The following is a 24,563-nucleotide window of genomic DNA, read 5'->3' as shown; positions in this document are numbered from 1 at the left end:
ATCAGGCGCGAAAACAGCCCGCCCGCCACGCCGGCGGCCAGCGTGACGGCCACGCCCGGCACCAGCGCCGACCAGTCCAGGTACGGCACGCGGATGACGCCGAAGTAGCTGTGGTTGCCGAACACCGCCACCGCGACCAGCCCGGCCAGCACGATGGCCGTGATGATCAGGCCGCTGGCGCGCGCCTCGAAGCGGCCGTACAGCTCCTCGATCGCGAAGAGCACGCCGGCCAGCGGCGCGTTGAAGGCCGCCGCGATGCCCGCCGCACCGCCGGCCACCAGCAGGGCGCGCGCATCGATCACGGTGCCGGGTGACAGCCAGCGCCGTGCGTGCTGCATCACGGCCGCCGCCACCTGCACCGACGGGCCTTCACGTCCGATCGACAGCCCCGCCGCCAGGCCACCGACCGTCAGCACCATCTTGGCCAGCGCGAGCCGCAGCGACACCAGGCGGCCGATGCGTTCCGGCGGCAGGGCGGGCTCGAGTGCCGCCTTGACCTGCGGAATGCCGGAGCCGGCCGCGCCCGGGAACCAGCGGCGCGTGGCCCAGACGATGACGACGGTCAGGGCTGGTGTCCACACCAGCAGCGCCCACGGTTGCGCGTCGTACAGGCGCTCGAACAGCGCGAATGCGCGGTCGCCCGCCATCGTCAGGCCGACCACGAGCAGGCCCGCCACCACCGCGTAGGCCAGCACGATCGCCCGGTCGAGCCAGCGGCGGCCGCCCGACAGTTCGGCACGCAGGTTCTCGAGGAAGTCGGGTTCGCGGCTCATCGCTGCGGCGCATTGTCGCAGCGCCCGCAGCCTTCGCCGCTAGCTGAAGAGGACGCCGCTGATCAGGTTGTCCCGCATCAACCGGGTCTGCAGGTCGCCTTGCGGCACCGCGATCTGTTCGAGGTAGCGTCGTCTGGCCGGCGCTTCCGATCGCCGGATCAGGATGGCCTCCGATGCCGACACGGCGCAGAAGCGCAGGCCGTCTCGCGGACGAAGCTGAGCCACCGAATCGAGGTCTGCGTCGATGATCGTGGCGATCTTCGGGTACCCGCCGGTGGTCTGATGATCGGCCGAGAGAACGGACGCGACGCCATCGCCGGCCACCTGGATCGATCCCCGCACGATCGGCTCGGATGGGATCGACAACGCATCGTTCAACGCCAAGGTGGGGCCGGCGAGCCGCATGCCCATGCGATCGAAGGCCGGCGTGACCGTGAAGTCATGGCCCAGGAACAAGGCCTCCGACCCGGCGGCGAATGCTTCGGTCTGCGGCCCCATCACCACGCGAACACCCTTGCGCGCGTACGCGAACTCCGGAACCGGAAGAGGCCCCTCACGCTCCTCCGACACCCTTGGATGGCGCAGCACCACCGCGTCGCCTGCCGACAGCGTGCCGCCACCGAGCCCGGACGTCGTGTGCGTGGCGCTTCGCCCCGCCCACGTCCTGCACAGCACCTCGCCGCAGAACGCCAGATAGGCCCAGCTTCCCCAGGCGCCCGGGCGAATGGCCAGCGTGTCACCAGCCCGCAGGGTGCGCACGCACCAGGACTGGGTTCGCATGCCTTCATGCACGACCTGAAAGCCGCCACCCGCGATGCTGCAGGTGACTTCGCCCGACTCGCACACCAGTTCGAGGCCGCCGGTGGAAACCTCGATGGCCGTCGAGCCTTCGAGATTCCCCAAGGCCGCATGGGCAGCCGCATGCGCGAGCCGATCCATCGGCCCCGAAGCCGGCACGCCGAACCTCGACATGCCGGAACGCCCACCGTCCTGGTAGGAAACCAGTGGTCCGCAAGCCGTGATGCGCAACGTGGCGTCGCTCATGGCATGGTCAGCGCGCGGCGCGCTTCGTACTGCGGTAGGCTGATGCGCTTGAACAGCACCCGGTCGCCCACGTCGAAGAGCACCGGCGTCGTGGCACGCTCGTCGCGCGTCAGGATGGCCGTGGGCGAGCGCCCGATGATCGACCAGCCGGTGGGCATCTTGAGCGTCGTCACCAGGCACTGGGTGCCGGCGATGAGCACGCTGCCGGCGGCGATGTCGCGCACCGCCGCGGCCTTGCGCGGCACATGGATTTCCGTCGGCACGCCAGCCATGTACGCATACCCGGGCGCGAACCCGTACATGCGCACCTGGTAGGTGCCGTGCAAGTGGTGATGGATGACCTCGTCGACCGTCAGGCCCGATGCCTGCGCCACCGCTGCGATGTCGGGCGCGAAGTCGCCCTCGTAGCAAACCTCGACCTCGCGCGTCGCTACTGTGCTCGCATCAGGCGATGGCAAACGGCGAAGGCGTTCCACGGCCTCCTGGATGCGGACATGGTCGGTGACCAGCGGATCGAACTCGATCAGCAGATTGACCAACGCCGGGATGCATTCGAGCAGTCCTTCGGGCGGCGACTGCGCCAGGGCGCGGTCCAGGCCGAGCACCGCCGCGCTGGTCGGGTCGCTGATCGCATCGCCGAAGGACACGAGCAGCGCATGGTCCGCGACCGGGACGTATCGGGGCCAGCCTGGTGCAGACACCTCGCTGCCTTCCGCCATCGGGTCAACCGAGGAACGGGGCCAGCACCACCCCTTCGGCTTCGAGGCGCATCCTGACGGTGCGAGCCATCTCGACGGCCTCCGGGCTGTCGCCGTGCACGCAGATCGAATGGGCCTTCAGGTCGATGGGCTCTGCGCCCTGCACGGGCATTCTTCCGCTGGCGAGGTAGCCGATCAGCCGGTCCGCTGCTTCCTTCGCGTCGTGCAACACCGCGCCCGGACGGTTGCGCGGCATCAGTTGGCCATCGGGCAGGTACGCGCGATCGGCAAAGATCTCCGAAAACACGGCCAGACCCGCTTCACGCGCAACGGCTTCGAGGCGCGTGCCGGAAATGGCGAGGATGGCGAGCGACGGATCGACCGTGTGGACCGCCGAGACGATGGCCTGGGCAACGGCCGCATCCGCTGCTGCAAGATTGCCGAGCGCGCCATGCGGCTTGACATAGCGCACGCGACTGCCCGCGAGGCCCGCCATGGCGATCAGCGCACCGATCTGCGCCGCGACCATGCGGCCGATCTCGGCCGGCTGCATCGGAATCACCCGGCGTCCGAAGCCCTCGCGATCGGCGTAGCCCGGGTGCGCACCGACGGTCACGCCGCGCTCTGCCGCGAGCCGCAGCGTTCGGTACATGGTCTCGGGGTCGCCCGCATGGCCACCGCAGGCGATGTTCGCACTGGTGACGCTGTCGAGGATCCGTGCGTCGTTGCCCATGACCCAGGGTCCGTAGCCTTCACCGAGATCGGAATTCAGATCGATGCGCATGGCGGCCTCGTTGTCGCGTCGTTCACTTGCCGGGCAGGTTGGTGGCGCGCGTCAGCAGCGTCACGCCCGCACCTTCCACCGAGTCGTAGTAGTCGAAGCCGGTGCGGTTCGCACGGCGGCCGTGCATCGCGACGGACAGGCCCAGCGCCCCGGCCTCGGCCTGCGCGGCATCGGCGTCCGGCACCTCGAAGCCGATGTGGAAAACGCCTTCGCCCTTGGTGTTCAGGTGAATGCGCTGGGGCGACGGCGCGTCGCTGGGCTCGCACAACTGGATCTGCACGTTCGGCAGGTTGCACACCCGGTACTTGAGCGTGAGAAAGCCTTCCTTGCTCGGAACGTTCAGCTCTTTGTACTCGGCCAGCGGCGGGTAGGCCGTCCAGGGGCCCACGCCGATGGATTCGTAGTAGGCCTGCGACTTGTCGATGTCGTGCACGACGATGCAGATGTGGTGAAGCTTGTCGAACAGGGTGGTCATCTGTCAGCTCCTGACCGGCACGACGTAGTTCAGTACGCGGCGGCCACCGTCGACGTACATGGTTTCGCCCGTGATGTACGACGCATCGTCGCTCGCCAGGAAGGCCACCACCGACGCGATCTCGAACGGCTGGCCGTAGCGGCCCAGCGGCGTGCGCGACAGGATCGCATGATCGCCTGCGCTCTGGACGAAGGCACCGGCGACCATGTCGGTCATGATGGTGCCCGGCCCCACGCCGACGACCCGGATGTCGTACGGCGAGAAGGCCACCGCCGCGGTCGACGTGACCTGGTTCATGCCGCCTTTGGAGATGGCGTACGGCGCGACGTTGGGATTGGCGAGGCCGGAATTGATCGACGACATGTTGATGATCACGCCGCCCTTGCCGCGGCGGATCATCTCGCGGCCGGCTGCCTGGGTGCCGTAGAAGGCGCCCTTGAGGTTGACGTCCAGCACGCGGTCGAGGATGTCCTCGGTGACGTCCAGGAACTCGACCACCGGTGCGATGCCGGCGTTGTTCACCATGATGTCGATGGCGCCGAAGTGCCTGACGGCCTCCGCCACCAGCGCGACCACCTCGCTCTTGACGGACACGTCCGCACGCACGGCCAGCAGCTTGCCCGCCGTGCCGATCTCGCCCGCCGTCTTCAGCAAGGTCTGCTCGTCGATGTCCGAGATCACCACCTTGGCCCCTTCGCTCAGAAGACGCTCTGCCGTCGCGCGGCCGATGCCGCGCGCGGCGCCCGTCACGACCGCCACTCTGTTTTCAAGCTTCATCTGGAAACCCTTTCAATAAACGATGGACTCGACCAAAGGCGTCGAGCTGCGGATGCGCGCCCAACCCAAGGGCGTCATGTCGATGGACTGGAAAGCGCCGGCGACGATCAGTTCGGCGACGCCGCGCCCCACGGCCGGCGCATGCATGACGCCGTGGCCCGAGAACCCCGTCGCAAAGATCAGGTTGCGCAGTTCGTCATGCGCGCCGACCACGCCGTTGTGGTCCAGGGTGTTGACCTCGTAGTGGCCTGCCCAGGCCCGGTTCAGCCGCAGCTCTTCCATGGCAGGAATGCGGTGGGCCAGCAGCGGCCAGAACACTTCTTCCATCAGGTCATGGTGCGGCTCGAAGTCGCCGTCGGCGTCGATGTCCATGGCGTCCGGTGGCTGGATGCCACCGATGTAGCCTTCACCCTCGGGGCGGACCCAGATGCCGCTCGCATCGAAGAGCATCGGAAAGTTCTTCAACCGAAACGGCGTCTTGAAAGAGAAAACCGTGCGTTTCTTCGGCACGACCGGAAGCGCGATGCCCAGCGATGCCGCCAGCCGGCCGGACAGCGCACCCGCAGCCAGCACACAGTGGTCGCACTCCAGCATGTCGCCGCCGGCCAGGTCCACGCCCGTCACCCTGTCGCCCTGCGTCCGGAAGCCGGTGACCGCGGTTTCCGTGTAGCGCACGTCCAGTTGGCGCGCTGCCCGCCGCACCGCCGACAGCAGGCTCCACGCGTCGAACCAGCCTTCGTGCTGAAGGCCGAACGTACCGATGCCCACGTCGTCGAAGCGGATGCCGGGAAAGCGTTCGCCGAGTTCCGACGGGTCGAGCACCCGCACGTCGGCGCCGTGACTGCGCTGCATGCGGGCCGCCTCCATGCGCTCTGCGATCTGGTCGTGCCTGCCGAGGATCAGGTAGCCCTTTTCCTGGTAGCCGATGTCGACGTCATCGCCGAAGACCGCCTTGATGTTGCGAAACATCTCGGCTGCGAACAAGCTCATCTGGATGTTCGTCGGCGTTCCGAATTGGGTGCGGATCGACGCGGCCGATAGCGCCGTCGAAGAGAACTGGTACGTCGAGTCTTTCTCGACGACGGTGATCGATCCGGCGAAGCCCGCCTTGCGCAATGACCAGGCGCCGAAGCTGCCCATGATGGCGCCGCCGACGATGACGACTCGCTCGGAGCTTGTAGTTGTGGAAGACATGGTCGATCACCTGGGAGATGAATGGGTCGAGGTCGGACCGTTCAGGCGGTCGTGGCAGGCAGGGTTTGTCCTCGCGCATGTCGCGCAGCAGATGCCTCGAAGCTTTCCGCCGCGGAAGGATTCCACTGCACGCCCGAGCGCGCCGCCACGCCCGGCTTGAGGCGTTGCGATTCGTCGTAGTCGCGCCAGGGGTGGAAGAAAAGCGGCTCGGTGGATTCGATGTTGCGCAAGCGCTCCACGAAGGCATCGAGATAGTCCTGTCTCGCCTGCGCCGATACGCGCGCGGGCATCCATGCCGCGAAGGGCGGCAGCACGGTGAAGCCGGTGTAGCCGAGGATGCCGTTGTGGATGGGCCAGAGCACGTGATGAAGATCGCCGTCGATGCCGTTCGGCTCGTACAGGGTCGACGCCGTTCCGGTCGTCAGGCACAGCATCGCGCGCTTGCCTTTGAAGTGCCCGCTCTCGTACTTGCGTCCCGACGAGTATGCGAAGCCGCGGCTGAAGACGCGGTCGACCCATCCCTTGAGGATGGCGGGCATCGAGAACCACCAGACCGGAAACTGGAAGATCACCAGATCGGCGGCCGCCACCTTGGCCTGTTCCGCCAGCACGTCGGCGGCTTGTCCGCCCCGGGCGAAGGCATGCTCCTGTTCGCGGGAAAGGTCGAGGTAGTCGGCATCGGCACGGTCGCCGAAGTCCGCTGCGCCCAGGGCCGGGTTCCAGCCCATGCGGTAGAGGTCGCTGATGGCGACGGTGTGTCCCATCTGCTCCAGCGCTTTGCGGGCGACATCTTTCAATGCGCCGTTGAAGGAAGCGGGTTCGGGATGCGCGTGGACGATGAGGCAGTGCATGCCGAAAATTGTGCGCGCGGGCCCGTGATGCCGATAGAACCCGAAACGCAGGCGGTTGCGGTTTTCTGCACAGTGCGGCGTTGCAGGCCTGCGCAGCGCGCGGACGCCCAGCCTATGTCCGGAAGCTTCGGTATTGCGCCGGCGTCATGTTGGTCGCCACCTTGAACTGCCGCGAGAACGCGCTGTGGTCGGCATAGCCGCATGCCGCCGAAATGTCCGTGATCGACATCGACGTGTCTTCCAGAAGCCTGCAGGCCTTGTCGACCCGCTTCTGCATGAGCAGTTGCTTCGGCGTGACGTGAAAGACCTCGTGGACCAGGCGACCCAGCGTGTCCATCGACACCGCCGCATGCTCGGCGGCCTCTGAGATCCGCACGGAGCCGTCGAGACCCCGGTCGACGAATTCGAGGAAGGTCTTGAGCCGGCGATAGCTTTGATGCCGCTCGTTCGGACGAGGAAGGTCGCGCGACAGGCCGGCCAGGCCGACGATGCGCTCGGCATCGTCGCGCAGCGGGAATTTGGAGCTGAGACACCAGTAGCGATCGCCGCGCTTCGTCTGGTAGAGCCGCAGCAGTTCGAGGATCGGGCGTCCGGTCTCGATCACTTCCAGGTCTTGTGCCACCGTGCTCAGGCCCGAGGCCGGAAACAGCTGATCGGCCGTCTTGCCGACAACGCTGTCGACGCCCAGCAGGCCGGCGCGGTCGATCAGCGTCTGGTTCGCCCAGAGGTATAGCCCCTGCTGGTCCTTCACGTAGAAGAGCACGTCGGGCAGCCGGTCGAACAGGGTTTCGATCAGTCCGGGCGTGCGCGTGAGCCAGCCTTGCACCAACCCGTCCAGTCGCATTCGCTTTCCTCGCTCTCTGATTTCCAGCCCGCCCATTGTGGCGCGCCGGGTCGCCGCCCGGCCAGGGTGGTGCGAAGCCACGGTTTCCCGGGGGCTGAAGCGGCGGGTTTTGACGGTTAGACTTGCCCGAATCACCGTCCGTGTTCGTTTCGAGGGTTGGCGCGCCGCGGCAAACAGATTGCCTTTCGGGTGTCCGAACCCGGCAAAACTCTTCGACCCCACGGCAAAATCTATCCACCTCTCACCATCTCAGGGGCTTCCATGGCATCGGTCAACAAAGTCATCCTCGTCGGCAACCTCGGCCGCGATCCCGAAACCCGTACCTTCCCGAGCGGCGACCAGGTGTGCAACGTGACCATCGCCACCACCGACAAGTGGAAGGACAAGCAAAGCGGCGAGATGCGCGAGGCCACCGAATGGCACCGCCTGGTGTTCAACGGCCGCCTGGCCGAGATCGCCGCGCAGTACCTGCGCAAGGGCTCGCAGATCTACGTCGAAGGCCAGATCCGCACGCGCAAGTACACCGACAAGGATGGCGTCGAAAAGTACGCGACCGACATCCGTGTCGACCAGATGCAGATGCTGGGCAGCCGCCAGGGCCAGGGCGCACCGTCGGGTGACGACGACGGCGGCTACGGTGGTGGTGGCTACGGCGGTGGCGGCGGCGGCGGTTACTCGCGCGCGCCGGCCGCGGCGCCGCGCGCACCGGCGCCGGCACCGCGCCAGGCACCGGCCAAGTCCTCGTCGGGCTTCGACGACATGGACGACGACATTCCCTTCTGAGAAGCGCCTTCCCTCTCCGCGAACGCGCCGGTCGGCCCCAAGCCCCGGCGCGTTTTCACGTGCTGCGCGCCCCCTCGTCCGCCGGCACGATCGACACCCCCTGGTGGCCCAGCGACAAGGTGGTGCGGGTGCCGAGGGCCAGCGGGCGCGCGATGTCCGCGGAGATGACGAGGACGAAGCCCAGCGCCGTCTCGAAGACGTACTCGTAGTAGCTCCCCAGGTACGCCAGCTTGCTCACCGTTGCGTCGAGCCCCACCGCCGATCCGATGAGCCAGGCCTCGGGCCGCACGGCGACCTTGACGATCCCGGCCGGCACGCCCGGACGGGAAGGCAGGGCCAACGGCCCCATGTCGACCCGGCCGTCCGCATGCGCCAGCGCCGGAAAGACCATCGCCTCGCCCATGAAGCCGGCGACGAACTCGCTTTCGGGCTGGCCGTACATCTGCTGCGGCGTGCCGCACTGGGCGATCACGCCGTCGTTCATGACGATGATCTGGTCGCTGACGGCCAGCGCCTCGCTCTGGTCGTGGGTGACGTAGGCGACCGTCAGGCGCAGCCGCTGCTGCAGGCTGCGGATCTCCTCGCGCATCTCGCGCCGCAGGCGGGCGTCGAGGTTCGACAGCGGCTCGTCGAAGAGCAGCACCGCGGGCTCGAGCACGAGCGCGCGCGCCAGCGCCACGCGCTGCTGCTGCCCGCCGGACAGTTCGCTGGGCAGCCGTTCGTCGAAATCGGCCAGGCCCACGCCGCGCAGCGCGTCGCGCGCACGCGCCCGTGCTTCCTCTCGCTTCAGGCCGCTCATGCGGGGCCCGTAGGCCACGTTGTCGACCACGTTCATGTGCGGGAACAGCGCATAGCTCTGGAACATCATGCTCACGTTGCGCTCGGCCGGCCCGAGCGTCGTAACGTCGCGCCCGCCCATGACGATGGCGCCGGAGGTCGGCGACTCCAGGCCCGCGATCATCCGCAGCGTCGTCGTCTTGCCGCAGCCGGACGGGCCGAGGATGGTCGTCAGCGTGCCGGCCGGCACCTCGAAGCTGATGCCCTTGACGGCCAGCGGCGCGTCGGCGTCGCTGCCGTAGCGCTTGGTGATGTTGCGGAGTTCGATGCCGGTGCTCATGGTGCGTGTCTCGTCCTCAAAGCGATGCGGCCGCCACCGTTGGCGCGCCGGCCTTGCGGCGGCCCAGGCGGCGCTCGCCGACCAGCCACTGCACGAGCGCGATGGCGATGCCCATCAGCAGCATCAGCACCGTGCAGTAGGCGAGCGCGACGCCATAGTCGCCGTTGCCGACGCGGCTGATGATGTAGGTGGTGGCCAGTTCGTTCTCGGCCGTGACCAGGAAGATCACGGCGCTCACGGTCGTCATCGCGCGCACGAAGCTGTAGACCAGCGCGGCCGCGAGTGCCGGCTTCAAGAGCGGAAGCACGACCCGGAACAAGGTGTCTGCCGTCGAGGCGCGCAGCATCAGCGACGCCTCGTCGAGCGACCGGTCGAGCTGCTTGAACGCCGCGGTGCCCGCGCGCACCCCCACCGGCAGGTTCCGGAACATGAAGCACAGCACGATGATGAGGCCGGTGCCGGTGAGTTCGAGCGGCGGCACGTTGAAGGCCAGGATGTAGCTCACGCCCAGCACGGTCCCCGGAATGGCGAAGGCCAGCAGCGCGCCGAACTCGAAGGCCCCCTGCCCGCGGAACGAATTGCGCGCCAGCAGCCAGGCGATGAGCAGGCCCAGCGCGGCCGTCAGCGGCGCGGCGATGGCGGCCAGCTTGACGGTGGTGATCATCGAGTTCCAGGCGGTGCCGGCCCACACCAGGCCGAACGAACTCCACTCGAGCGCGAACGCCGTGTGGAAGTGCCGCAGCGTGGGGCTGTAGTCGCGTCCCCAGGTCTGGACGAAGCCGCCGGCGAAGGCGAACAGGTACACCACCACGGTGAACGCGACCCACGGCAATGCGATGAGCTGGACGGCGCGGCGCACGCCGTCGGGCAGCGCCATGGCGATGCCGGCGTCGCCCTTGCCGCTCACCGTCGTGTAGTTGCGCTTGCCGAGCAGCGCGCGCTGGATCGCGAACACGGCCAGCGCGAACAGCGTCAACAGCCAGGCCAGCGATGCGGCGCGACCCTGGTCGAACTGCGCGCCGACGATGGCGAAGAAGATGTCGGTCGACAGCACCGCGAACTGCCCGCCCACCACGATCGGATTGCCGAAGTCCGCAATGCTCTCGATGAAGCCGACCAGGAAGGCATTGGCCAGCCCCGGCGCGATCAGCGGCAGGGTCACCGTGAAGAAGGCGCGGCGGCGGTCGGCGCGCAGCATCTGCGCGGCCTCTTCCAGGCTCGGCGCCACGCCCTGCACCACGCCGCGCATGATCATGAAGGCGATCGGCGTGAAGGCGAACAGCTGCGCCACGAAAATGCCCGGCAGCCCGTAGAACCAGCGCGTGGGCTCGATGCCGAACATGCTTTCCAGCAACTGGTTCACCACGCCCGCACGGCCGAACAGCAGTATCAGACCGAGCCCCACCACGAAGGGCGGCGTGATGATCGGCAGCACCGCCAGCACGCCCAGTGGACGGCGCCAGCGCGGCCCGCCGCGCTCGGCCATCAGGGCCAGCAGCGTCCCCAGGAAGGTGGTGCCGGTGGCGGTCAGCAGCGCCAGCGCGAGCGTGTTCCACGCAACGCCGCAACGCGTTCCGCCTGCCACGCAGCCGAGGCCCCACACCTGCTCGGTGCCGATCCGGCCGAACAGCGCGCCGAGGGTCGCACGCCCGCTGTCATCGAAGAAGGCGCCTGCCAGCGCCTTCGTCACGGGGTAGACGATGAACAGCGCCAGCAGCGCACCGCAGCCCAGCACCGCGGCCGAGACGAACAGATCGCCACGGAAGTAGCCCATGCGCGCCAGCCCGAAGGCGGCGAGCAGCAGCAAGGCGGCGAGCACGATGAAGCCGCCGGCGCCGATGCCGAACTGGTTCAGCGCCAGCTCGCCCACGCGCGCCTCGATGGCCGCCACGCTCCAACCCTTGGCGCCGATCAGGAAGCCGCTGATGGCCAGGCCGAGGAAGCCCGCGCCGCCGCCCGTGAGCAGCACACGGCCTTGCCAGCGGCCCGCAGGCAGCAAGGCGCCCAGCGCGCAGACCGCCAGGCCCGCGACGCCGATCCAGAGCCAGACGCGCCCGGCGAGCGCCTGCAGCACACCGTTGGACGCGGCCTCGCCCGGGGTGAAGACCTGGGGCAATGCCTCGTACCAGCTGGCGTCCTGAAGCGCGTACCAGGGCAACAAGAGATAGGCCGCCGACCCGATTGCGATCCACCACCACACGGCGGCGTCGGGGCCGCGCCGGCCGCGGCGCGTCGATGTCACGTGATGACCTGCCGGCGCCTCAGTGCGGACGCGAGTTGACGTCCTTCTCCCAGCGCGCGATCAAGCGCTTGCGCTCGCTGCTTTCGCCGTACTTCGCATAGTCGTAGTTGATCATCTTGATCTTCTTGAAGTCGGGCACGTTCGGGTCGACGGGCGTCGCCTTGTTGGAGGGCAGCTGGTACTGCTTCGAGGCGGCGCCGAAGGTCTGGGCCTGTGGCGTGAGCGCCCATTCGTAGAACTTCTTGGCCTGCTCGAGGTTGCGCGCGCCCTTGATGATGCTCATCGACCCGATCTCGGCGCCGGTGCCTTCCGACGGCGTCACCGTCTCGACCGGGAAGCCCGCCATGCGCTCCTGCGGCGCGTCGTGGATGAAGCTGATCGAGACGGCGGTCTCGCCGCGTGCCACGGCCTTGATCGGCCCCGTGCCCGAGCGGGTGTACTGGCTCACGTTGCGATGCAGGCCCTTCAGGTACTCGAAGGCCTTGTCTTCGCCCATCAGCTGCACGAGCGTCGCGATCATGGTGTAGGCCGTGCCGCTCGATGCCGGGTTGGCCACCTGCACGTCGCCCTTGTACTCGGGCTTCAACAGGTCGGCCCAGCTGCGTGGAACGCCCAGCTTCTTCTTGGCCAGCAGCTCGGTGTTGTAGCCGAAGCCCAGCGGCCCGGAGTAGATGCCGACCGTCTTGTAGTTCGACTGCTGCGCCTGCTGCTGGGCCCACGGATAGAGCTGCGCGAGCGTCGGCGACTTGTATTCGAGCGTGAGGCCCGCCTCGGCCGCCTGGAGGTGCGGATCGCCGGTGCCGCCGAACCAGACGTCGGTCTTGGGGTTGTCGCGCTCGGCGATCAACTGGGCCAGAGCCTCGCCCGAGCCCTTGAGCGACATGTTGAGCTTGACGCCCGTCGTGCGCGCATAGACCGTCGAGATCATGTTGCACCACTCGGCCTGGACCGAGCAGATCACGTTGACGGTTTGGGCCGAAGCGGCGGCGGACAGGCTCATCAGCGCCACCACCGCGGTGAATGTCGGCAGCTTCTTCATGTGTATTTGGCTCCCGTGAAGGACTCTGGGTCAAAAGTGCAGGTTAGCGGGAAGCGCCGTGCCGCACGATCGGTACAACTACCATCAAGCGGCCGGGGTCTCCGGTCGAGTCCCGCTATCCCGGCGTGGCCCAGCGTACCGTCAGGATCGACGCCGGCTTCACGCCGAAGGCCCGGTGGAACACGCCGGGGCCCCAGATCGCGAAGTCGCCGTGGCGGCGCAGGGTGTGCGCGATGAAGGTGTCCGCGGCGAAGTCGGCGCGCGTCGAGAACTCGATCCTGAACTCGCTCTCGGGGCTGACCAGGATCGACATCGTCCTGCCTTCGCTCAGCGGCTTCGGCTCGCCGTTCGGGTCGCCCGCGCCGTGCGAGAACCACTTGACGCACAGGCCGGCCATGGCCTCGCCGGCCGGCACGTGCCGCAGCTGGCCCGGCGTGCCCTGGGTCCAGGGGCTAAAGCCGACGAACCACCCCGTGTTCCGGGTGTCGAGCTCGCCGGCGTTGCCGAACTCGACGTTCTTCTCGAGCAGCGTGATCGGTTGCATGCGCGGCATTGTGAACGAGGCTGCCGAGCCGCCACGGATGCGCGGATTCGCTCCGAAACTACAAAGCACCTTTTCATGCTTCGATGCACGGTGCCCGACACGGCCTCCTAAACTGGGAAAAACCTTTTCCGCATCCCATTCAGGAGACATCGACATGCAAACCCGCAGGCGCCTCGGCGGCTTTCTGCTCGGCCTCGGCCTCGTTCTCGCGGTCGGCACGGCGCAGGCCCAGCAACCCATTCGCATCGTCGTGCCGTTCGCGGCAGGCGGCGGCACCGACCAGTATGCGCGCCTGCTGGCGGCGGACCTGACCAAGCGTGGCATGCAGACCATCGTGGAGAACAAGCCTGGCGCCAGCGGCATCGTGGCGGCCGACAACGTCGCCCGCTCCAAGCCCGACGGCACCACGCTGCTGATGAGTTCGCTGAGCATCCTGGCCAGCAACACGGTGATGTACGAGAAGCTGCCCTACGACCCGGTCAAGAGCTTCACGCCGGTCACGCAGATCGCCTACCAGCCGACCATCGTCGTGGGCCGTCCCGACCTGCCCTACAAGAACATCAAGGAGATGGTGGCCTACGCCAAGGCCCATCCGGACAAGATCAACCGCGGGTCGCCGGGCGCGTCGATCCTGACCAACCTGGCGCCCATGGCCTTCGAGAGCATGGCCGGCATCCGCACCACGCACATTCCCTTCAACGGCGATTCGCCCGGCCTGCAGGCCTTGCTGGGCAGCCAGATCGACATCCAGGGCACCTCCATCACCGGCCCGCTGCAGCACGTCAAGGCCGGCAAGATGCGCGTGCTGGGCGTGATGGACACCAAGCGCCTGCCCCAGGTGCCCGACGCGCCCACCTTCAAGGAGCAGGGCTACGACATCGAGGCGCTGCTCTGGTATGCGCTCTCGGCCCCGGCCGGCACGCCGAAGGATGTCGTCGACAAGCTCAACCACGCCGTCAACCAGGTGCTGGCCGACCCCGACTTCGTCACCCGCGCGCAAGCCATCGGCATGGAGCCGCGCGGCGGCACGCCGGAAGCCCTGGCCGCCTACGTCAAGTCCGAGACCGAGCGCTGGATTCCGCTGCTGCAGCGGCTGGACCTGCCCAAGCAGGCGCAGTGAAGGCGCCCGATGTTCGTTGACACCGTCGCCCTGGTCAGCGGGGCGAGCCAGGGCATCGGCTTCGCCATCGCGGCCCGGTTGCTCGAGGCCGGCTGCCGTGTCGCGCTGCCGGACGTCGACCTCCAAAAGACGCGAGAGGCCGCGGCACGCACCGGCCACGACACGGACCGCGTGCGACCCTATGCGCTCGACGTGCGCGACGCCGCGCAGTGCGAGGCCGTGGTCGCCGATCTTCGCGAGGCCTGGGGCCCGGTCGGCGTGCTCGTCAACAACGCCGGCGTGCGCGGCCGCAGCAAGGTCTTCGAAGCGGAGGCGCTCGCGCAGGACATCGACCACGTGATGGCGGTCAACGTCAAGGGTGTGCTCAACCTGACGACGGCCTGCGCCGCCGGGTTGCGCGAGACGCGCGGCGCCGTGGTCAATGTCGCCTCGATCACCTCGCTCGTGGCGACTTCGGCGCACCTGGCCTACGGCGCCTCGAAGGGCGCGGTCGGCCAGCTCACCAAATTTCTGGCGCGCGACTTCGGCCCCCACGGGGTGCGCGTCAACGCGGTGGCGCCGGGGCTGGTCCGCACGCCCATGACCACCCACATCGAAGACGATGCCGAGCGCTACGAACGCATGGTGCGCCGCACGCTGCTGCGCCGCGTGGGCGAGCCACCGGACATCGCGGGCCCGGTGGTGTTCCTGGCCTCGGACCAGGCCCGCTACGTCACCGGCACCATCTTGCCAGTCGACGGCGGCTACACGGCCAACTGAAGCGTCCTGCACGCGGCCGCCGCATGCGCGGCCCCGGCAGTCGATCGGACGCCACCAAGAGACAGACCAAGGACAAGCAATGAACCATTCTTCGATGCAGCCGCTCGCCGGCGTGCGCGTGCTCGATCTCTCGCGGGTGTTGGCGGGCCCCTTGTGCGGCATGGCGCTGGCCGACCTGGGCGCCGACGTGATCAAGGTCGAGCATCCCGAGCGCGGCGACGACACGCGCGACTGGGGCCAGCGCATCGGCAGCCACAACACCTCGTACTTCAACAGCTGCAACCGCAACAAGCGCTCGATCTGCGTGGACCTGCAGACGCCGGAGGGCCAGGAACTCGTGCGCAAGCTCGCCGCGCAGTGCGACGTCGTGATCCAGAACTTCAAGTACGGCGGTGTACGCAAGATGGGCCTGGGCTACGACGACCTGCGCGAGATCAACCCCGGCATCATCTACTGCTCGATCTCGGGCTACTCGGTGCTGAGCCAGGAGAAGGCGCGGCCCGGCTACGACCTGGTGATCCAGGGCGAGACCGGCATGATGGCCATGAACGGCGAGGAAGGGCAGGGCCCGCTCAAGTTCGGCATCGCCGCGGTCGACATGTTCACCGGCATGTACTCGGCGCAGGCCATCCTCGCCGTGCTTTTCGAGCGCACGCGCACCGGCCAGGGCCGCCATATCCAGATGTCGCTGTACGACAGCGGGATGATGATCACCTCGTACTACGGCCTCACCGCCTGGCTCGACCAGAAGGATCCGCCGAAGTTCGGCAATTCGCACCCGTCCATCGTGCCCTACGGCGTGTTCGAGGCGGCGGACGGTCCGCTGGTCGTCGCCGTCGGCAACAACAGCCAGTTCAGGAAGTTCTGCGACGAGGTCATCGTGCGCCCTGAGCTGGCGCTCGACCCGAAGTTCGCCACCAACACGGAACGCTCGAAGAACCGCCAGGAACTGCTGCCGATCCTCCTGGCCAGCATCCGCCAATTCGAGCGCGCCGACCTGCTGGCGCGCATGAACGAAGCCGGCATCCCGTGCGGTGAGGTGCTGGGCCTGTACGAGGCCTTGCAGTCCGAGCGCACGGCGCAGACGCAGGCCTGGCACCGTTTCGAAGACACCGAGGCCGGCCCGCAGGCCGTGCATGCGCCGCCCTACGTCATCGACGGCGCGCGTTCGGACGTGCGCCGCCATCCGCCGCATCTGGGGGAGCACACGGCCGAGGTGCTGAGCGAACTGCTGGGCATCGACGCGGCCCAGCTCGAATCGCTGGGCAGCCGGAGCGTCATTCGATAGGCGCAAAAAAAGGCAAGGCCAGTGCCTTGCCGTGCGGCGCCTGCAACCGCGGCCTTCAATGCGACTGCTTGGGCAGGTTCAGGCTGCGCAGCAGCGGCACCCAGCGGTCCGACTCCACCTTGATGAAGCGGTCCAGGTCCTCGGGCGTGCCGCCCCGCGGCTCCATGCCGATGGCGCGCGCACGCGCCACGAATTCCGGATCGGCGATCACCTGGTTCACTGCCTTGTTCAGGCGGTCGATCACCGGCCTCGGCGTGCCGGCCGGCACCGACAGCGAATACCAGAGCGTGGCCTCCATGTCGAAGCCCTGTTCCTTGAAGGTGGGCGCATCGGGCACCTGCGGCAGGCGCTTGGCATCCATCACGCCCAGCACGCGCAGCTTGCCGGACTTCACGTAGGGCAGCGATCCCGTGATCGAGGTGCCGTGGATGTCGATCTGGTCGCCCAGCAGTGCCTGCACGGCCGGCGTGTCGCCGTTGAAGGGCACGTGCAGCGTGCTGATGCCCTGCTGCTTCTCGAAGGCGATGGGCGCCAGGTTGGTCAGGATGGCCGCACCCGGTGAGCCGCGGTTGATCTTGCCGGGGTTCTGCCGGGCGTAGGCCACCATCTCCTTGATGTTCTTGTAGGGGAGGTCGGCGCGTCCGACGACGATGGCCGGCTGGTAGGCGATCTGCGTGACCGCGGCGAAATCCTTGGCCGGGTCGTAGGGCAGCTTGTCGTACAGCACGCTGTTGTTCGCCAGCGTGCCCAGCGACGACACCAGCACCGTCAGCCCATCGGGCTTCGAGCGCGCCACGTGGTCGGCGGCGACGATGCCGCTGGCACCGGGCTTGTTGTCGATGATGACGTTGAGGCCCTGCTTGTTGAGCTCCTGGGCCAGGATGCGGCAGTACTGGTCGGTGCCGCCGCCGGCGGCGAAGGGCACCACGATGCGGGTCACCTGCTGGGCGAGCACGAGTGCGGGCGCGAGCGCGCAGGCGCCCAGCGCCAGGCCCGCGACGAGCTTGCGATAGTTCATTCTGTCTCCTGTTGTCGGCCCGGAATCGGACGCCTGATCCAGTCTAGGAGTCGGCCGCCGGCGGCGGTCTGCACGGAATGAAAAGCAGCTTTGCGGGATGCGCCGGCAGCGCGGCGCCGCCCGCAGCACACTTCGCGCCATGGCCGTGGAGATCACCCGTGTCGGAACGACGAAGGACCAGCTGGGCGAAAGCCCCTGCTGGGATGCCGACGCGCAAGCCCTGTGCTGGATCGACGCGATGGCGGGCACGCTGTGGCGCCTGCACGTCGATGCCGATACAACCGAGCGGCACGAGCTGCCCGCGCCCGTCGGGTCGATCGCGCCTTGCCGCGGCGCGGCCGTGGTGGTCGCGCTGCGCAACCGCTTCGCGCGCTACGACTTCGCGACGCGAACGCTCGAGCACCTGGCCGGCATCGGCGTGGACCATCCGCAGGTGCGCTTCAACGACGGCAAATGCGATCCGGCGGGCAACTTCCTCGCCGGCACCCTGCATGCCGACCGCCAGCCCGGCGAAGCGGTGATGGGCGGCCTCTACCGGCTGCGCATCGACGGCCGCGTGGAGCAGCTGGCCGACGACATCGGCTTCGCCAACGGTCCCTGCTTCAGCGCCGACGGGCGCGTGCTGTACCTGGCCGACAGCCTGGAGCGAACCGTCTGGGCCTACGACTACGACCCCGGCGGCCCGCTCTGCAACAAGCGCGTGTTCATGAAGACGCACGAGTTCGACTCCGGCCCCGACGGCGCGACGGTCGACGCGCAGGGCTTTTTCTGGACCGTGCTCACGCGGGCCGCCAAGCTCGCGCGGCTGGCGCCCGACGGCAGGCTGGACCGCCTGATCGACCTGCCCGTGAGCTATCCGTCGAGCATCTGCTTCGGCGGCCCGCGCCTGGAGAGCATGTACCTGACCACCATCTCGCGCAGCGCCCGCCTGACGGGCCGCAAGGCGAACGACGGCGGCCTGTTCCGCATCGACGGCCTGCCCGCGCCCGGGCGCCTGCCCCACCACTACAAGGACGGCTAGGGCCTGCCTAGCGCGGCTCGCTCCGCAGTGCGTCCGCCACGTAGTCCACGAAGGCGCGCACCTTCAGCGGCAGCACGCGGCTTTGCCGGAACACCGCGAACACGCCGTTGGAGAAGGCTCGCACCGCGAAGCGGTACTCGGGCAGCAGCCGTACCAGCGTGCCGTCGCGCAGGTCGTCGCGCACGGTGGCCTCGGACAGCAGCGCCACGCCCATGCCGCCGATGGCCGCCAGCCGCAGCAGCTCGCCGTTGTTGGCGCCCAGCACGCCCTGGATGGGCAGTTCCTGCTGCTCGCCGGCCTCGTCGATGTACTTCCAGGTGATGACTTCGCGCTCGCGCCGGTAGGTCAGGCAGCGCACCTCGGGCAGGTCGCGCGGGTGCCGGATGCGCGAATACACCTTCAGGAAGGCCGGGCTGGCCACCAGCACCTCGTCGCTCGACAGCAGCCGCTTGATGACGAAGCCCGAATCGGTGGACTCGCCGGTGCGGATGTCCACGTCGAAGTCGTGCTCCACCAGGTTGACCGGATGCTCCGACAGTTCGAGCTCGACGCGGATGTCGGGGTAGAGCTCCGCGAAGCGCGGCAGCAGCGGCGCCAGCACGCGCAGCCCGATGTGCGTGCGCGAATGCACGCGCAGCCGACCTTCCGGCCGCTGCCGCGCGTTGTGGACGACCTGCTCGGCCTCGCTCATGAGTTCGAGCACCGCTTCGGCGCGCTCCAGGAAGGCCTGGCCGGCTTCGGTGACCTTGAGGTTGCGGCTGGTGCGATCGACCAGCTGCACGCCCAGTTCTTCCTCGAGCCCACTGATGCGGCGCGAGATGGTGGCCGGGGACAGGCTCAGGCTGCGGGCCGCGGCCGAGAGGCTGCCTTTGCGTTGGGTGGCGACGAAGATGCGCAGCGAGTCGAGGGCCTTCATTTCCAAAGACGCAAAGAAGGTGTGCGTTCGCTGGTGGTCCGCAACGGTGCCGAGTTCCTACAGTCGGTACCCATCACACCAGCCAACCAGGAGCCACAGCGATGGATTTCGGAATCTTCATTCTGATGCAGCAGCGGAACAAGCATAAGACCTCTCACCAGATCCTCCGCGACGCCGTCGAGCAGACGCGCCTGGCGGACGAGCTGGGTTTCGGTGCCGCATGGTACGCCGAGCATCACTTCAGCAACTACGGCATGTGCTCGTCGCCGCTCACCATGATCGCCCACTGCGCCGCGGTCACCAAGAACATCCGCCTGGGCACCGGCATCGTGGTCGCGCCGCTGTACACGCCGGCCCGCCTGATCGCCGACGTGGCCATGGTCGACCAGCTGTCCAACGGCCGCCTGAACCTGGGCATCGGCTCGGGCTACCAGCATTTCGAGTTCGAGCGCTTCGGCGTGTCGCTCGAATCGGCCAAGGCCCGCACCTTCGAGATGCTCGACATGCTCGAGGCCGGCCTCACGCAACCCAAGTTCAGCTACGACGGCGAGTACTACCAGCAGCCCATGAGCGCCATCAGCCAGCGCGCGGTGCAAGGCCCGATGCCGCCGATGTGGATCACCAGCGTCGACCCGGCCTTCCTGTCGCGCGCCGTGAAGTCCGGCCACCACGTGTTCGTCTCGGGCGGCGACGGTGGCCTCGAAAAGCTGGCGAGCACCCGCGCGCTGATCGACAAGGTGGTGACCGCCGAGGGCAAGGACGCGGCCGCCGTGCCGGTCGGCCTGCTGCGCGCGGCCTATGCGAGCAACGACAAGGACGAGGTGGAGCGCTACCTCGAATGCGCGCGCTACCAGCGCCGCATCGCGGTCAGCCTGAAGCGCCGCACCGCGCAGATCGCCGACGACTACCAGGTGGAAGAAGGCATCGTCGAGGGCGAGCCGAGCCTGGACGAGATGCGCGCCCTGCTGCCCGTGGGCAACGTCGACACCGTGATCGAGCGCGTGCTCGCCGAGATCCGCACGCTCAAGCCGGTGCACTACTGCTTCCAGACCCAGATGGGCGACTTCGACCATCCGACGATGCTGCGCCAGCTGGAGACCTGGGGCAAGGTCATCATGCCGACCGTGCAGCAGGAGCTGGCCCGCAACCCGCTGCGCCAGCCCGCGGCGCAGCCCGAGCTCGCCGCGGCCTGAGGCCTGCCTGGAGACACGCCATGTCCGAGCTCGCCGAAGCCACCCGCTGCGCCATCGAGCCCGCGCAGTTTCGCCAGCTGCTCGGTTGCTTTCCGACCGGCGTGGCCGTCATCACCACCACCGCGCCCGATGGCGAGCCCGCCGGCCTGACCTGCAATTCGTTCAGCTCGGTGTCGCTCGATCCGCCGCTGGTGCTGTTCAGCCTGCGCAATGCCAGCCGGCTGCTGACGACCTTCCAGGCCGCGGACGGCTTCGTCATCAACATCCTCTCGGAGCAGCAGGACGCTCTGTCGGGCCGCTTCGCGTCGAGCAAGATCGAGAACAAGTTCGAGGGCGTCGCATGGCGCGCCGGCCAGCTCGGCATGCCGCTCATCGACGACTGCCTGGCCAGCTTCGAATGCCGCGTGCATGCGGCCCACGAGGCCGGCGACCACACCATCTTCATCGGCGAGGTGCAACACCTGAGCGGCGGTGGTCCCGACCAGGCCCTGGTGTTCTACAAGGGCGCCTACATGATGCTGGCCGAGTCGCTGCGCAAGCTGGTCGTGCAGGGCAGCCTGGGCGATGCCGACATCGACGAGGCCTATCGCACGCTGTACGGCACGCTGCTGCGGCTGGCCAGCGAGCGCGGCACCGAGGCCGAGCTCGAGGCCGTGCAACGGGCTGCAGAAGCCATCGAGGCGCATCCCGACGACACGCCGCTCAAGGAACGCATCGCTTCGGCCAGCGGCTTCTTCGCCTCGATCGCGGCGGCCGGCCACAACGAGGCGCTGACGCTGATGGCGCAGACCATGACCAGCGTGCTGCGCGAGCGCATGACGCACGTGCTGTCGGTGCGGCCGCGCCCCGATCTCTATCCGCTGCGCCGCAAGGTGGCGCACGCGCTGTGCCGGCGCGACGCGGACGGCGCCGCCGCCGCCCTCGACGAACTGATCACGCAACTGCGCAAGGGCTGAGGCCCCGGGCTTCGCGCCCATTCGGCATTCGCCATTCAACAGGAGACAAGCAACATGTCCATCGACTACGCCGGCTTCCGGCGCGAACTCGAAGCGTTCGCGCGCAGCGCCTGCCCGCCGGAGATCCGCGCCGTCGTCGCGGCCGGCCAGAAGATCACCAAGCGCGAATACCAGGCCTGGCAGAAGATCCTGAACGCCAAGGGGTGGGGCGCACCGGGCTGGCCTCAAGAGGTGGGCGGCACCGGATGGGACATCCGCCAGCGCCTGATCTTCGAAGAGGTGATGGCCGAGAACGACTGCCCGCCGCTCTACCACCATGGCCTGGGCCACATCGGCCCGGTGATCATCCGTTTCGGCACGTCCGAGCAGAAGGCCCGCTTCCTGCCGCGCATCCTCGACGGGTCGGACTGGTGGTGCCAGGGGTATTCGGAGCCCGGCTCCGGCTCGGACCTCGCCTCGCTGTCGACCAGCGCCCGCCGCGAGGGCGATGAATGGGTCGTCAACGGCCAGAAGATCTGGACCTCGCATGCCCACGAGGCCAGCATGATCTACATGCTGGTGCGCACGTCGAAGGAAGCGAAGAAGCAGGAAGGCATCTCGCTGCTGTTGGTGCCGATGGACACGCGCGGCATCACCGTGCGCCCCATCCGGACCATCGACGGCTGGCATCACCTGAACGAGGTGTTCTTCGACGAGGTGCGCGTGCCGGCCGACCACCTGGTCGGCGAGGTGGGCAAGGGCTGGACCTGCGCCAAGTACCTGCTCGAACGCGAACGCCTGCCCCCGGCCAACGTGGCGCGGCTGGAACTCATGCGCCGGCAGATCGACCGCCTGGTCGAAGACGCGACCCGCGCCGCCGGTGCGCGGCGCGACTTCAGCGGCCTGCACCACAAGCTGCTGCTGTGCGAAGCCGACGTGCAGGGCGTCCGCGTGATGATGGCGCAGGCCACCGACGACCTGATCCACCAGCGGCCGCTGGGCGTGCAGCCGTCCGTCATCAAGATGACCTGCGCCGACGTGGCGCAACGCCTCACGACCATCGCGCTCGACGCGGTCGGCCCCGACGCGGCCCACCGCTTCCTCGCCGATGTCGATGTGGACGCCGACCTGGATGCACAGGAGGCGGAAGAAGCGTCCGACGCCACCTGGATCCAGAACTACATGTTCACGCGTGCCCGCACCATCGCCGGCGGCACCTCCGAAGTGCAGCGCAACGTCGTCGCCAACGAATTGCTGGGAGCCTGAGCCATGAACACATCCTTTCCCGCGCTCTTTCCCGGCATGCTGCTGGACTCGGCGAGCCGCTATGCCGAAGACCACGTCGGCCAGGAGCTCCAGGGCGACCCCGTGCGCGACCTGGGCTGGACCGCCACCATCGTGCCCGAGGAGGCCGGCGGCGTCGGCGGCAGCCTGAGCGACCTGGCGTCGATCGTCGAAGGCCTGGCCACGCACGGCCTGCAGCTGCCCGTGATCGAAACCTGTGCCGTCGTGCCGCTGCTGCTGCAGGCCGCCGGCGCCGAGACCGCGACGCGCTGGCTCGAGGCCGTGGCCGAAGGCAGCGCCCGGATCGCGCCCATGACCGCGCTGTCGTCGACCCCCGATGAATCCACCGTACTCGCGCGGCATCTCGACATCGGCTTCGAACTCGACGGCGTGGTGCAGGGCGTCGACGCGACGCTGCCCGCCACGCACTACCTGGTGCCGGCCCAGCTGGACGGCGAGCGCGCCCTGTTCCTCGTCGATGCGGAACGCGTCGGCGCGCCGAAGACGCGCTACACGACCATGGAAGGCCGCCGCGGCGCCGACTTCGTGCTGGACCGGCTCGCGCTGCCCGAAGGCGCCTGCATCGCCCGCGGCGCCGCCGCACGCGATGCGCAGGCGCGGGCATGCGACGCGGCCCTGCTGCTGACGGCCGTCGACACCGTCGCCGCGCTGGCCACGCTGATCCGCCAGACCGTCACGCACCTGCAGGAGCGGCGTCAGTTCGGCGTGTCGCTCTCCACCTTCCAGGTGCTGCGCCACCGCGTCGCCGACATGTACGTGAAGTACCTGGGCGCCAAGGGCCAGGTCATCCATTGCCTGCACGATCACGACGAGCAGGCGGCCGACCTGCGCCGCACGCTGCGGCTGACCAAGGTCTCGCTGGCCGAGTCGGCGCGCGCCTGTGCCGAGTCGGCGATCCAGATGCACGGCGGCATGGGCGTCAGCGAGGAAGTGCTGGCCACCCGCATCGCCCAACGCCTGATCGCCTCCGAATTCCGCTACGGCGACCGGCTGCTGCACGTCGCGCAGCTGCTCGCAGCGCCCACGGCGCCGGCATCCGCCGGGCAGCCTTCCCTTTCCCATCAATCCGGGAGCACACGATGAGCATTTACCTTGAAGTGACCGACCACGTGGCCGTCGTCCGCCTGGACAAGCCGCCCGTCAACGCGGTGGACCGCGCCACGCGCCGCCGCCTGATCGAGATCTTCGACGAGGTGTCCGAGCGCCCCGACGTGCGCGTGGCCATCCTCACCGGCACCGGCAAGTTCTTCTGCTCGGGCGCGGACCTCAAGGACCGTCCGAACGCCGAGAAGCCCGGCGACTTCCTCGACCACAACCGCTGGACGCGCGAGACCGGCAACGCCATCCGCGAATGCGCCAAGCCCGTGATCGCGGCCGTCAACGGCCCGGCGCTGGGCGCCGGCTTCGGCCTGATGTCGGCCTGCGACATCTTCCTGGCGAGCGAGGACGCCACCTTCGCCATGCCCGAGATCAACGTCGGTCTGGCCGGCGGCGTGTCAATGCTGCGGACCATGGTGGGCCGCTCGTTCACGCGCCGCATGTTCTTCACCGGCATGAAGGTGCCCGCGGCCGAGCTGTACCGCCGCGGCGTGCTCGACGAGGTGGTGCCGGCCGAGCAACTGATGCCGCTGGCCATGGAGATCGCGAAGGAAATCGCATCGAAGGCGCCGCTGGCCATCGCCTACGCGAAGCAGGCCGCCAACATGATGGACCTGATGCCGCAGCGCGACGGCTACCGCTTCGAGCAGAACTTCACCATGGCGCTGGCCAAGACCGAAGATGCGCAGGAGGCACGCAAGGCCTTCCTCGAAAAGCGCAAGCCCGTTTACAAGGGGCGTTGAAG

25 protein-coding genes are annotated in these 24,563 nt (G+C 68.3%); 10 read left to right on the top strand and 15 right to left on the bottom strand.

Going from position 1 to position 24,563, the window contains the following annotated elements:
- The 9 genes from B0W80_RS12780 to B0W80_RS12740 all read right to left on the bottom strand — a co-directional run.
- A partial coding sequence (locus B0W80_RS12780) for a chloride channel protein (protein WP_179106896.1) occupies positions 1–773 on the bottom strand: 773 nt, incomplete at its 3' end.
- Positions 774–812: 39 nt separating this feature from the next.
- Complete coding sequence (locus B0W80_RS12775; protein ID WP_076999518.1) at positions 813–1,817, bottom strand: biotin-dependent carboxyltransferase family protein; 1,005 nt, start codon at positions 1,815–1,817, stop codon at positions 813–815.
- The gene (locus B0W80_RS12770; RefSeq protein ID WP_076999517.1) at positions 1,814–2,536 is read right to left on the bottom strand and encodes an allophanate hydrolase subunit 1; all 723 of its coding nucleotides are present in this window, start codon (positions 2,534–2,536) and stop codon (positions 1,814–1,816) included. Before B0W80_RS12770 ends, B0W80_RS12775 begins: the two co-directional genes overlap by 4 nt.
- Before the next feature lie 4 nt (positions 2,537–2,540).
- The gene (locus tag B0W80_RS12765) at positions 2,541–3,299 is read right to left on the bottom strand and encodes a LamB/YcsF family protein (protein ID WP_076999516.1); all 759 of its coding nucleotides are present in this window, start codon (positions 3,297–3,299) and stop codon (positions 2,541–2,543) included.
- 22 nt (positions 3,300–3,321) lie between these two features.
- Entirely contained in the window at positions 3,322–3,774 is a 453-nt protein-coding gene (locus B0W80_RS12760) for a VOC family protein (RefSeq protein WP_076999515.1), read from the bottom strand.
- A 3-nt stretch (positions 3,775–3,777) separates the two neighbouring features.
- Entirely contained in the window at positions 3,778–4,551 is a 774-nt protein-coding gene (locus B0W80_RS12755) for an SDR family NAD(P)-dependent oxidoreductase (protein WP_076999514.1), read from the bottom strand.
- 12 nt (positions 4,552–4,563) lie between these two features.
- Entirely contained in the window at positions 4,564–5,745 is a 1,182-nt protein-coding gene (locus tag B0W80_RS12750) for an FAD-binding oxidoreductase (RefSeq protein WP_076999513.1), read from the bottom strand.
- Positions 5,746–5,786: 41 nt separating this feature from the next.
- Complete coding sequence (locus B0W80_RS12745; protein ID WP_076999512.1) at positions 5,787–6,596, bottom strand: NAD(P)H-dependent oxidoreductase; 810 nt, start codon at positions 6,594–6,596, stop codon at positions 5,787–5,789.
- Between the two features lie 112 nt (positions 6,597–6,708).
- Entirely contained in the window at positions 6,709–7,662 is a 954-nt protein-coding gene (locus B0W80_RS12740; RefSeq protein ID WP_256856559.1) for an AraC family transcriptional regulator, read from the bottom strand.
- A 39-nt stretch (positions 7,663–7,701) separates the two neighbouring features.
- Here B0W80_RS12740 and ssb point away from each other — a divergent pair, with 39 nt between their 5' ends.
- The gene (gene ssb, locus B0W80_RS12735; RefSeq protein WP_076999510.1) at positions 7,702–8,223 is read left to right on the top strand and encodes a single-stranded DNA-binding protein; all 522 of its coding nucleotides are present in this window, start codon (positions 7,702–7,704) and stop codon (positions 8,221–8,223) included.
- Positions 8,224–8,278: 55 nt separating this feature from the next.
- On the opposite strand, the gene B0W80_RS12730 is transcribed toward ssb, so the two are convergent.
- The 4 genes from B0W80_RS12730 to B0W80_RS12715 form a co-directional block, all read right to left on the bottom strand.
- Entirely contained in the window at positions 8,279–9,340 is a 1,062-nt protein-coding gene (locus B0W80_RS12730) for an ABC transporter ATP-binding protein (protein WP_076999509.1), read from the bottom strand.
- Between the two features lie 16 nt (positions 9,341–9,356).
- Positions 9,357–11,582, bottom strand: a complete 2,226-nt coding sequence (locus B0W80_RS12725; RefSeq protein ID WP_076999508.1) for an iron ABC transporter permease — start codon at positions 11,580–11,582, stop codon at positions 9,357–9,359.
- 19 nt (positions 11,583–11,601) lie between these two features.
- Positions 11,602–12,621 carry an ABC transporter substrate-binding protein gene (locus B0W80_RS12720; protein WP_076999507.1) on the bottom strand — a complete coding sequence of 340 codons (1,020 nt, stop codon included), beginning with the start codon at positions 12,619–12,621 and terminating at the stop codon, positions 11,602–11,604.
- A 115-nt stretch (positions 12,622–12,736) separates the two neighbouring features.
- Positions 12,737–13,165: a hypothetical protein gene (locus B0W80_RS12715; protein ID WP_076999524.1), complete on the bottom strand. Its 429-nt coding sequence runs from the start codon at positions 13,163–13,165 to the stop codon at positions 12,737–12,739.
- 154 nt (positions 13,166–13,319) lie between these two features.
- Between B0W80_RS12715 and B0W80_RS12710 the strand changes: the two genes are divergently transcribed.
- The 3 genes from B0W80_RS12710 to B0W80_RS12700 all read left to right on the top strand — a co-directional run bounded on the left by B0W80_RS12710 (position 13,320) and on the right by B0W80_RS12700 (position 16,332).
- Entirely contained in the window at positions 13,320–14,285 is a 966-nt protein-coding gene (locus B0W80_RS12710) for a tripartite tricarboxylate transporter substrate binding protein (protein WP_076999506.1), read from the top strand.
- A gap of 9 nt (positions 14,286–14,294) precedes the next feature.
- A complete protein-coding gene (locus B0W80_RS12705; protein WP_076999505.1) occupies positions 14,295–15,044 on the top strand; it encodes an SDR family NAD(P)-dependent oxidoreductase in 750 nt (249 codons plus the stop codon).
- Between the two features lie 79 nt (positions 15,045–15,123).
- On the top strand, positions 15,124–16,332 hold the full coding sequence (locus tag B0W80_RS12700) for a CaiB/BaiF CoA-transferase family protein (RefSeq protein WP_076999504.1): 1,209 nt from the start codon (positions 15,124–15,126) through the stop codon (positions 16,330–16,332).
- Positions 16,333–16,387: 55 nt separating this feature from the next.
- Here the strand turns inward: B0W80_RS12700 and B0W80_RS12695 are convergent, their stop codons facing one another.
- The gene (locus tag B0W80_RS12695; protein WP_076999503.1) at positions 16,388–17,350 is read right to left on the bottom strand and encodes a tripartite tricarboxylate transporter substrate binding protein; all 963 of its coding nucleotides are present in this window, start codon (positions 17,348–17,350) and stop codon (positions 16,388–16,390) included.
- A 139-nt stretch (positions 17,351–17,489) separates the two neighbouring features.
- On the opposite strand from B0W80_RS12695, the gene B0W80_RS12690 reads away from it, so the two are divergent.
- A complete protein-coding gene (locus B0W80_RS12690; protein WP_083745346.1) occupies positions 17,490–18,371 on the top strand; it encodes an SMP-30/gluconolactonase/LRE family protein in 882 nt (293 codons plus the stop codon).
- A gap of 7 nt (positions 18,372–18,378) precedes the next feature.
- Here the strand turns inward: B0W80_RS12690 and B0W80_RS12685 are convergent, their stop codons facing one another.
- Positions 18,379–19,287: a LysR family transcriptional regulator gene (locus B0W80_RS12685; RefSeq protein WP_076999502.1), complete on the bottom strand. Its 909-nt coding sequence runs from the start codon at positions 19,285–19,287 to the stop codon at positions 18,379–18,381.
- Between the two features lie 101 nt (positions 19,288–19,388).
- Here B0W80_RS12685 and B0W80_RS12680 point away from each other — a divergent pair, with 101 nt between their 5' ends.
- Genes B0W80_RS12680 through B0W80_RS12660 form a run of 5 tightly spaced genes read left to right on the top strand, consistent with a single transcriptional unit; the run spans position 19,389 to position 24,561 of the window.
- Positions 19,389–20,480 (top strand): LLM class flavin-dependent oxidoreductase, encoded by a 1,092-nt coding sequence (locus B0W80_RS12680; RefSeq protein ID WP_076999501.1) that lies wholly within the window; start codon positions 19,389–19,391, stop codon positions 20,478–20,480.
- A gap of 20 nt (positions 20,481–20,500) precedes the next feature.
- On the top strand, positions 20,501–21,436 hold the full coding sequence (locus B0W80_RS12675) for a flavin reductase (protein WP_076999500.1): 936 nt from the start codon (positions 20,501–20,503) through the stop codon (positions 21,434–21,436).
- Between the two features lie 54 nt (positions 21,437–21,490).
- Complete coding sequence (locus tag B0W80_RS12670; protein ID WP_076999499.1) at positions 21,491–22,681, top strand: acyl-CoA dehydrogenase family protein; 1,191 nt, start codon at positions 21,491–21,493, stop codon at positions 22,679–22,681.
- Positions 22,682–22,684: 3 nt separating this feature from the next.
- Complete coding sequence (locus tag B0W80_RS12665) at positions 22,685–23,803, top strand: acyl-CoA dehydrogenase family protein (RefSeq protein ID WP_076999498.1); 1,119 nt, start codon at positions 22,685–22,687, stop codon at positions 23,801–23,803.
- Positions 23,800–24,561: an enoyl-CoA hydratase/isomerase family protein gene (locus B0W80_RS12660; RefSeq protein WP_076999497.1), complete on the top strand. Its 762-nt coding sequence runs from the start codon at positions 23,800–23,802 to the stop codon at positions 24,559–24,561. The genes B0W80_RS12665 and B0W80_RS12660 overlap by 4 nt, the downstream gene beginning before the upstream one ends.
- The last annotated feature ends 2 nt before the right edge of the window (positions 24,562–24,563 follow it).

Origin of the sequence: Variovorax sp. KK3 (genome assembly GCF_001984055.1) — a bacterium.
Taxonomy (GTDB): domain Bacteria; phylum Pseudomonadota; class Gammaproteobacteria; order Burkholderiales; family Burkholderiaceae_C; genus Variovorax.
This window is presented reverse-complemented; position numbering and strand designations above follow the sequence as displayed.

Excerpts from the sequence above, each read along its gene's own strand:
- B0W80_RS12775 (WP_076999518.1), bottom strand. The coding sequence starts at position 1,817 with ATGAGCGACGCCACGTTGCGCATCACGGCTTGCGGACCACTGGTTTCC.
- B0W80_RS12770 (WP_076999517.1), bottom strand. The coding sequence starts at position 2,536 with ATGGCGGAAGGCAGCGAGGTGTCTGCACCAGGCTGGCCCCGATACGTC.
- B0W80_RS12765 (WP_076999516.1), bottom strand. The coding sequence starts at position 3,299 with ATGCGCATCGATCTGAATTCCGATCTCGGTGAAGGCTACGGACCCTGG.
- B0W80_RS12760 (WP_076999515.1), bottom strand. The coding sequence starts at position 3,774 with ATGACCACCCTGTTCGACAAGCTTCACCACATCTGCATCGTCGTGCAC.
- B0W80_RS12755 (WP_076999514.1), bottom strand. The coding sequence starts at position 4,551 with ATGAAGCTTGAAAACAGAGTGGCGGTCGTGACGGGCGCCGCGCGCGGC.
- B0W80_RS12750 (WP_076999513.1), bottom strand. The coding sequence starts at position 5,745 with ATGTCTTCCACAACTACAAGCTCCGAGCGAGTCGTCATCGTCGGCGGC.
- B0W80_RS12745 (WP_076999512.1), bottom strand. The coding sequence starts at position 6,596 with ATGCACTGCCTCATCGTCCACGCGCATCCCGAACCCGCTTCCTTCAAC.
- ssb (WP_076999510.1), top strand. The coding sequence starts at position 7,702 with ATGGCATCGGTCAACAAAGTCATCCTCGTCGGCAACCTCGGCCGCGAT.
- B0W80_RS12730 (WP_076999509.1), bottom strand. The coding sequence starts at position 9,340 with ATGAGCACCGGCATCGAACTCCGCAACATCACCAAGCGCTACGGCAGC.
- B0W80_RS12720 (WP_076999507.1), bottom strand. The coding sequence starts at position 12,621 with ATGAAGAAGCTGCCGACATTCACCGCGGTGGTGGCGCTGATGAGCCTG.
- B0W80_RS12715 (WP_076999524.1), bottom strand. The coding sequence starts at position 13,165 with ATGCAACCGATCACGCTGCTCGAGAAGAACGTCGAGTTCGGCAACGCC.
- B0W80_RS12710 (WP_076999506.1), top strand. The coding sequence starts at position 13,320 with ATGCAAACCCGCAGGCGCCTCGGCGGCTTTCTGCTCGGCCTCGGCCTC.
- B0W80_RS12705 (WP_076999505.1), top strand. The coding sequence starts at position 14,295 with ATGTTCGTTGACACCGTCGCCCTGGTCAGCGGGGCGAGCCAGGGCATC.
- B0W80_RS12700 (WP_076999504.1), top strand. The coding sequence starts at position 15,124 with ATGAACCATTCTTCGATGCAGCCGCTCGCCGGCGTGCGCGTGCTCGAT.
- B0W80_RS12695 (WP_076999503.1), bottom strand. The coding sequence starts at position 17,350 with ATGAACTATCGCAAGCTCGTCGCGGGCCTGGCGCTGGGCGCCTGCGCG.
- B0W80_RS12690 (WP_083745346.1), top strand. The coding sequence starts at position 17,490 with ATGGCCGTGGAGATCACCCGTGTCGGAACGACGAAGGACCAGCTGGGC.
- B0W80_RS12685 (WP_076999502.1), bottom strand. The coding sequence starts at position 19,287 with ATGAAGGCCCTCGACTCGCTGCGCATCTTCGTCGCCACCCAACGCAAA.
- B0W80_RS12680 (WP_076999501.1), top strand. The coding sequence starts at position 19,389 with ATGGATTTCGGAATCTTCATTCTGATGCAGCAGCGGAACAAGCATAAG.
- B0W80_RS12675 (WP_076999500.1), top strand. The coding sequence starts at position 20,501 with ATGTCCGAGCTCGCCGAAGCCACCCGCTGCGCCATCGAGCCCGCGCAG.
- B0W80_RS12670 (WP_076999499.1), top strand. The coding sequence starts at position 21,491 with ATGTCCATCGACTACGCCGGCTTCCGGCGCGAACTCGAAGCGTTCGCG.
- B0W80_RS12665 (WP_076999498.1), top strand. The coding sequence starts at position 22,685 with ATGAACACATCCTTTCCCGCGCTCTTTCCCGGCATGCTGCTGGACTCG.
- B0W80_RS12660 (WP_076999497.1), top strand. The coding sequence starts at position 23,800 with ATGAGCATTTACCTTGAAGTGACCGACCACGTGGCCGTCGTCCGCCTG.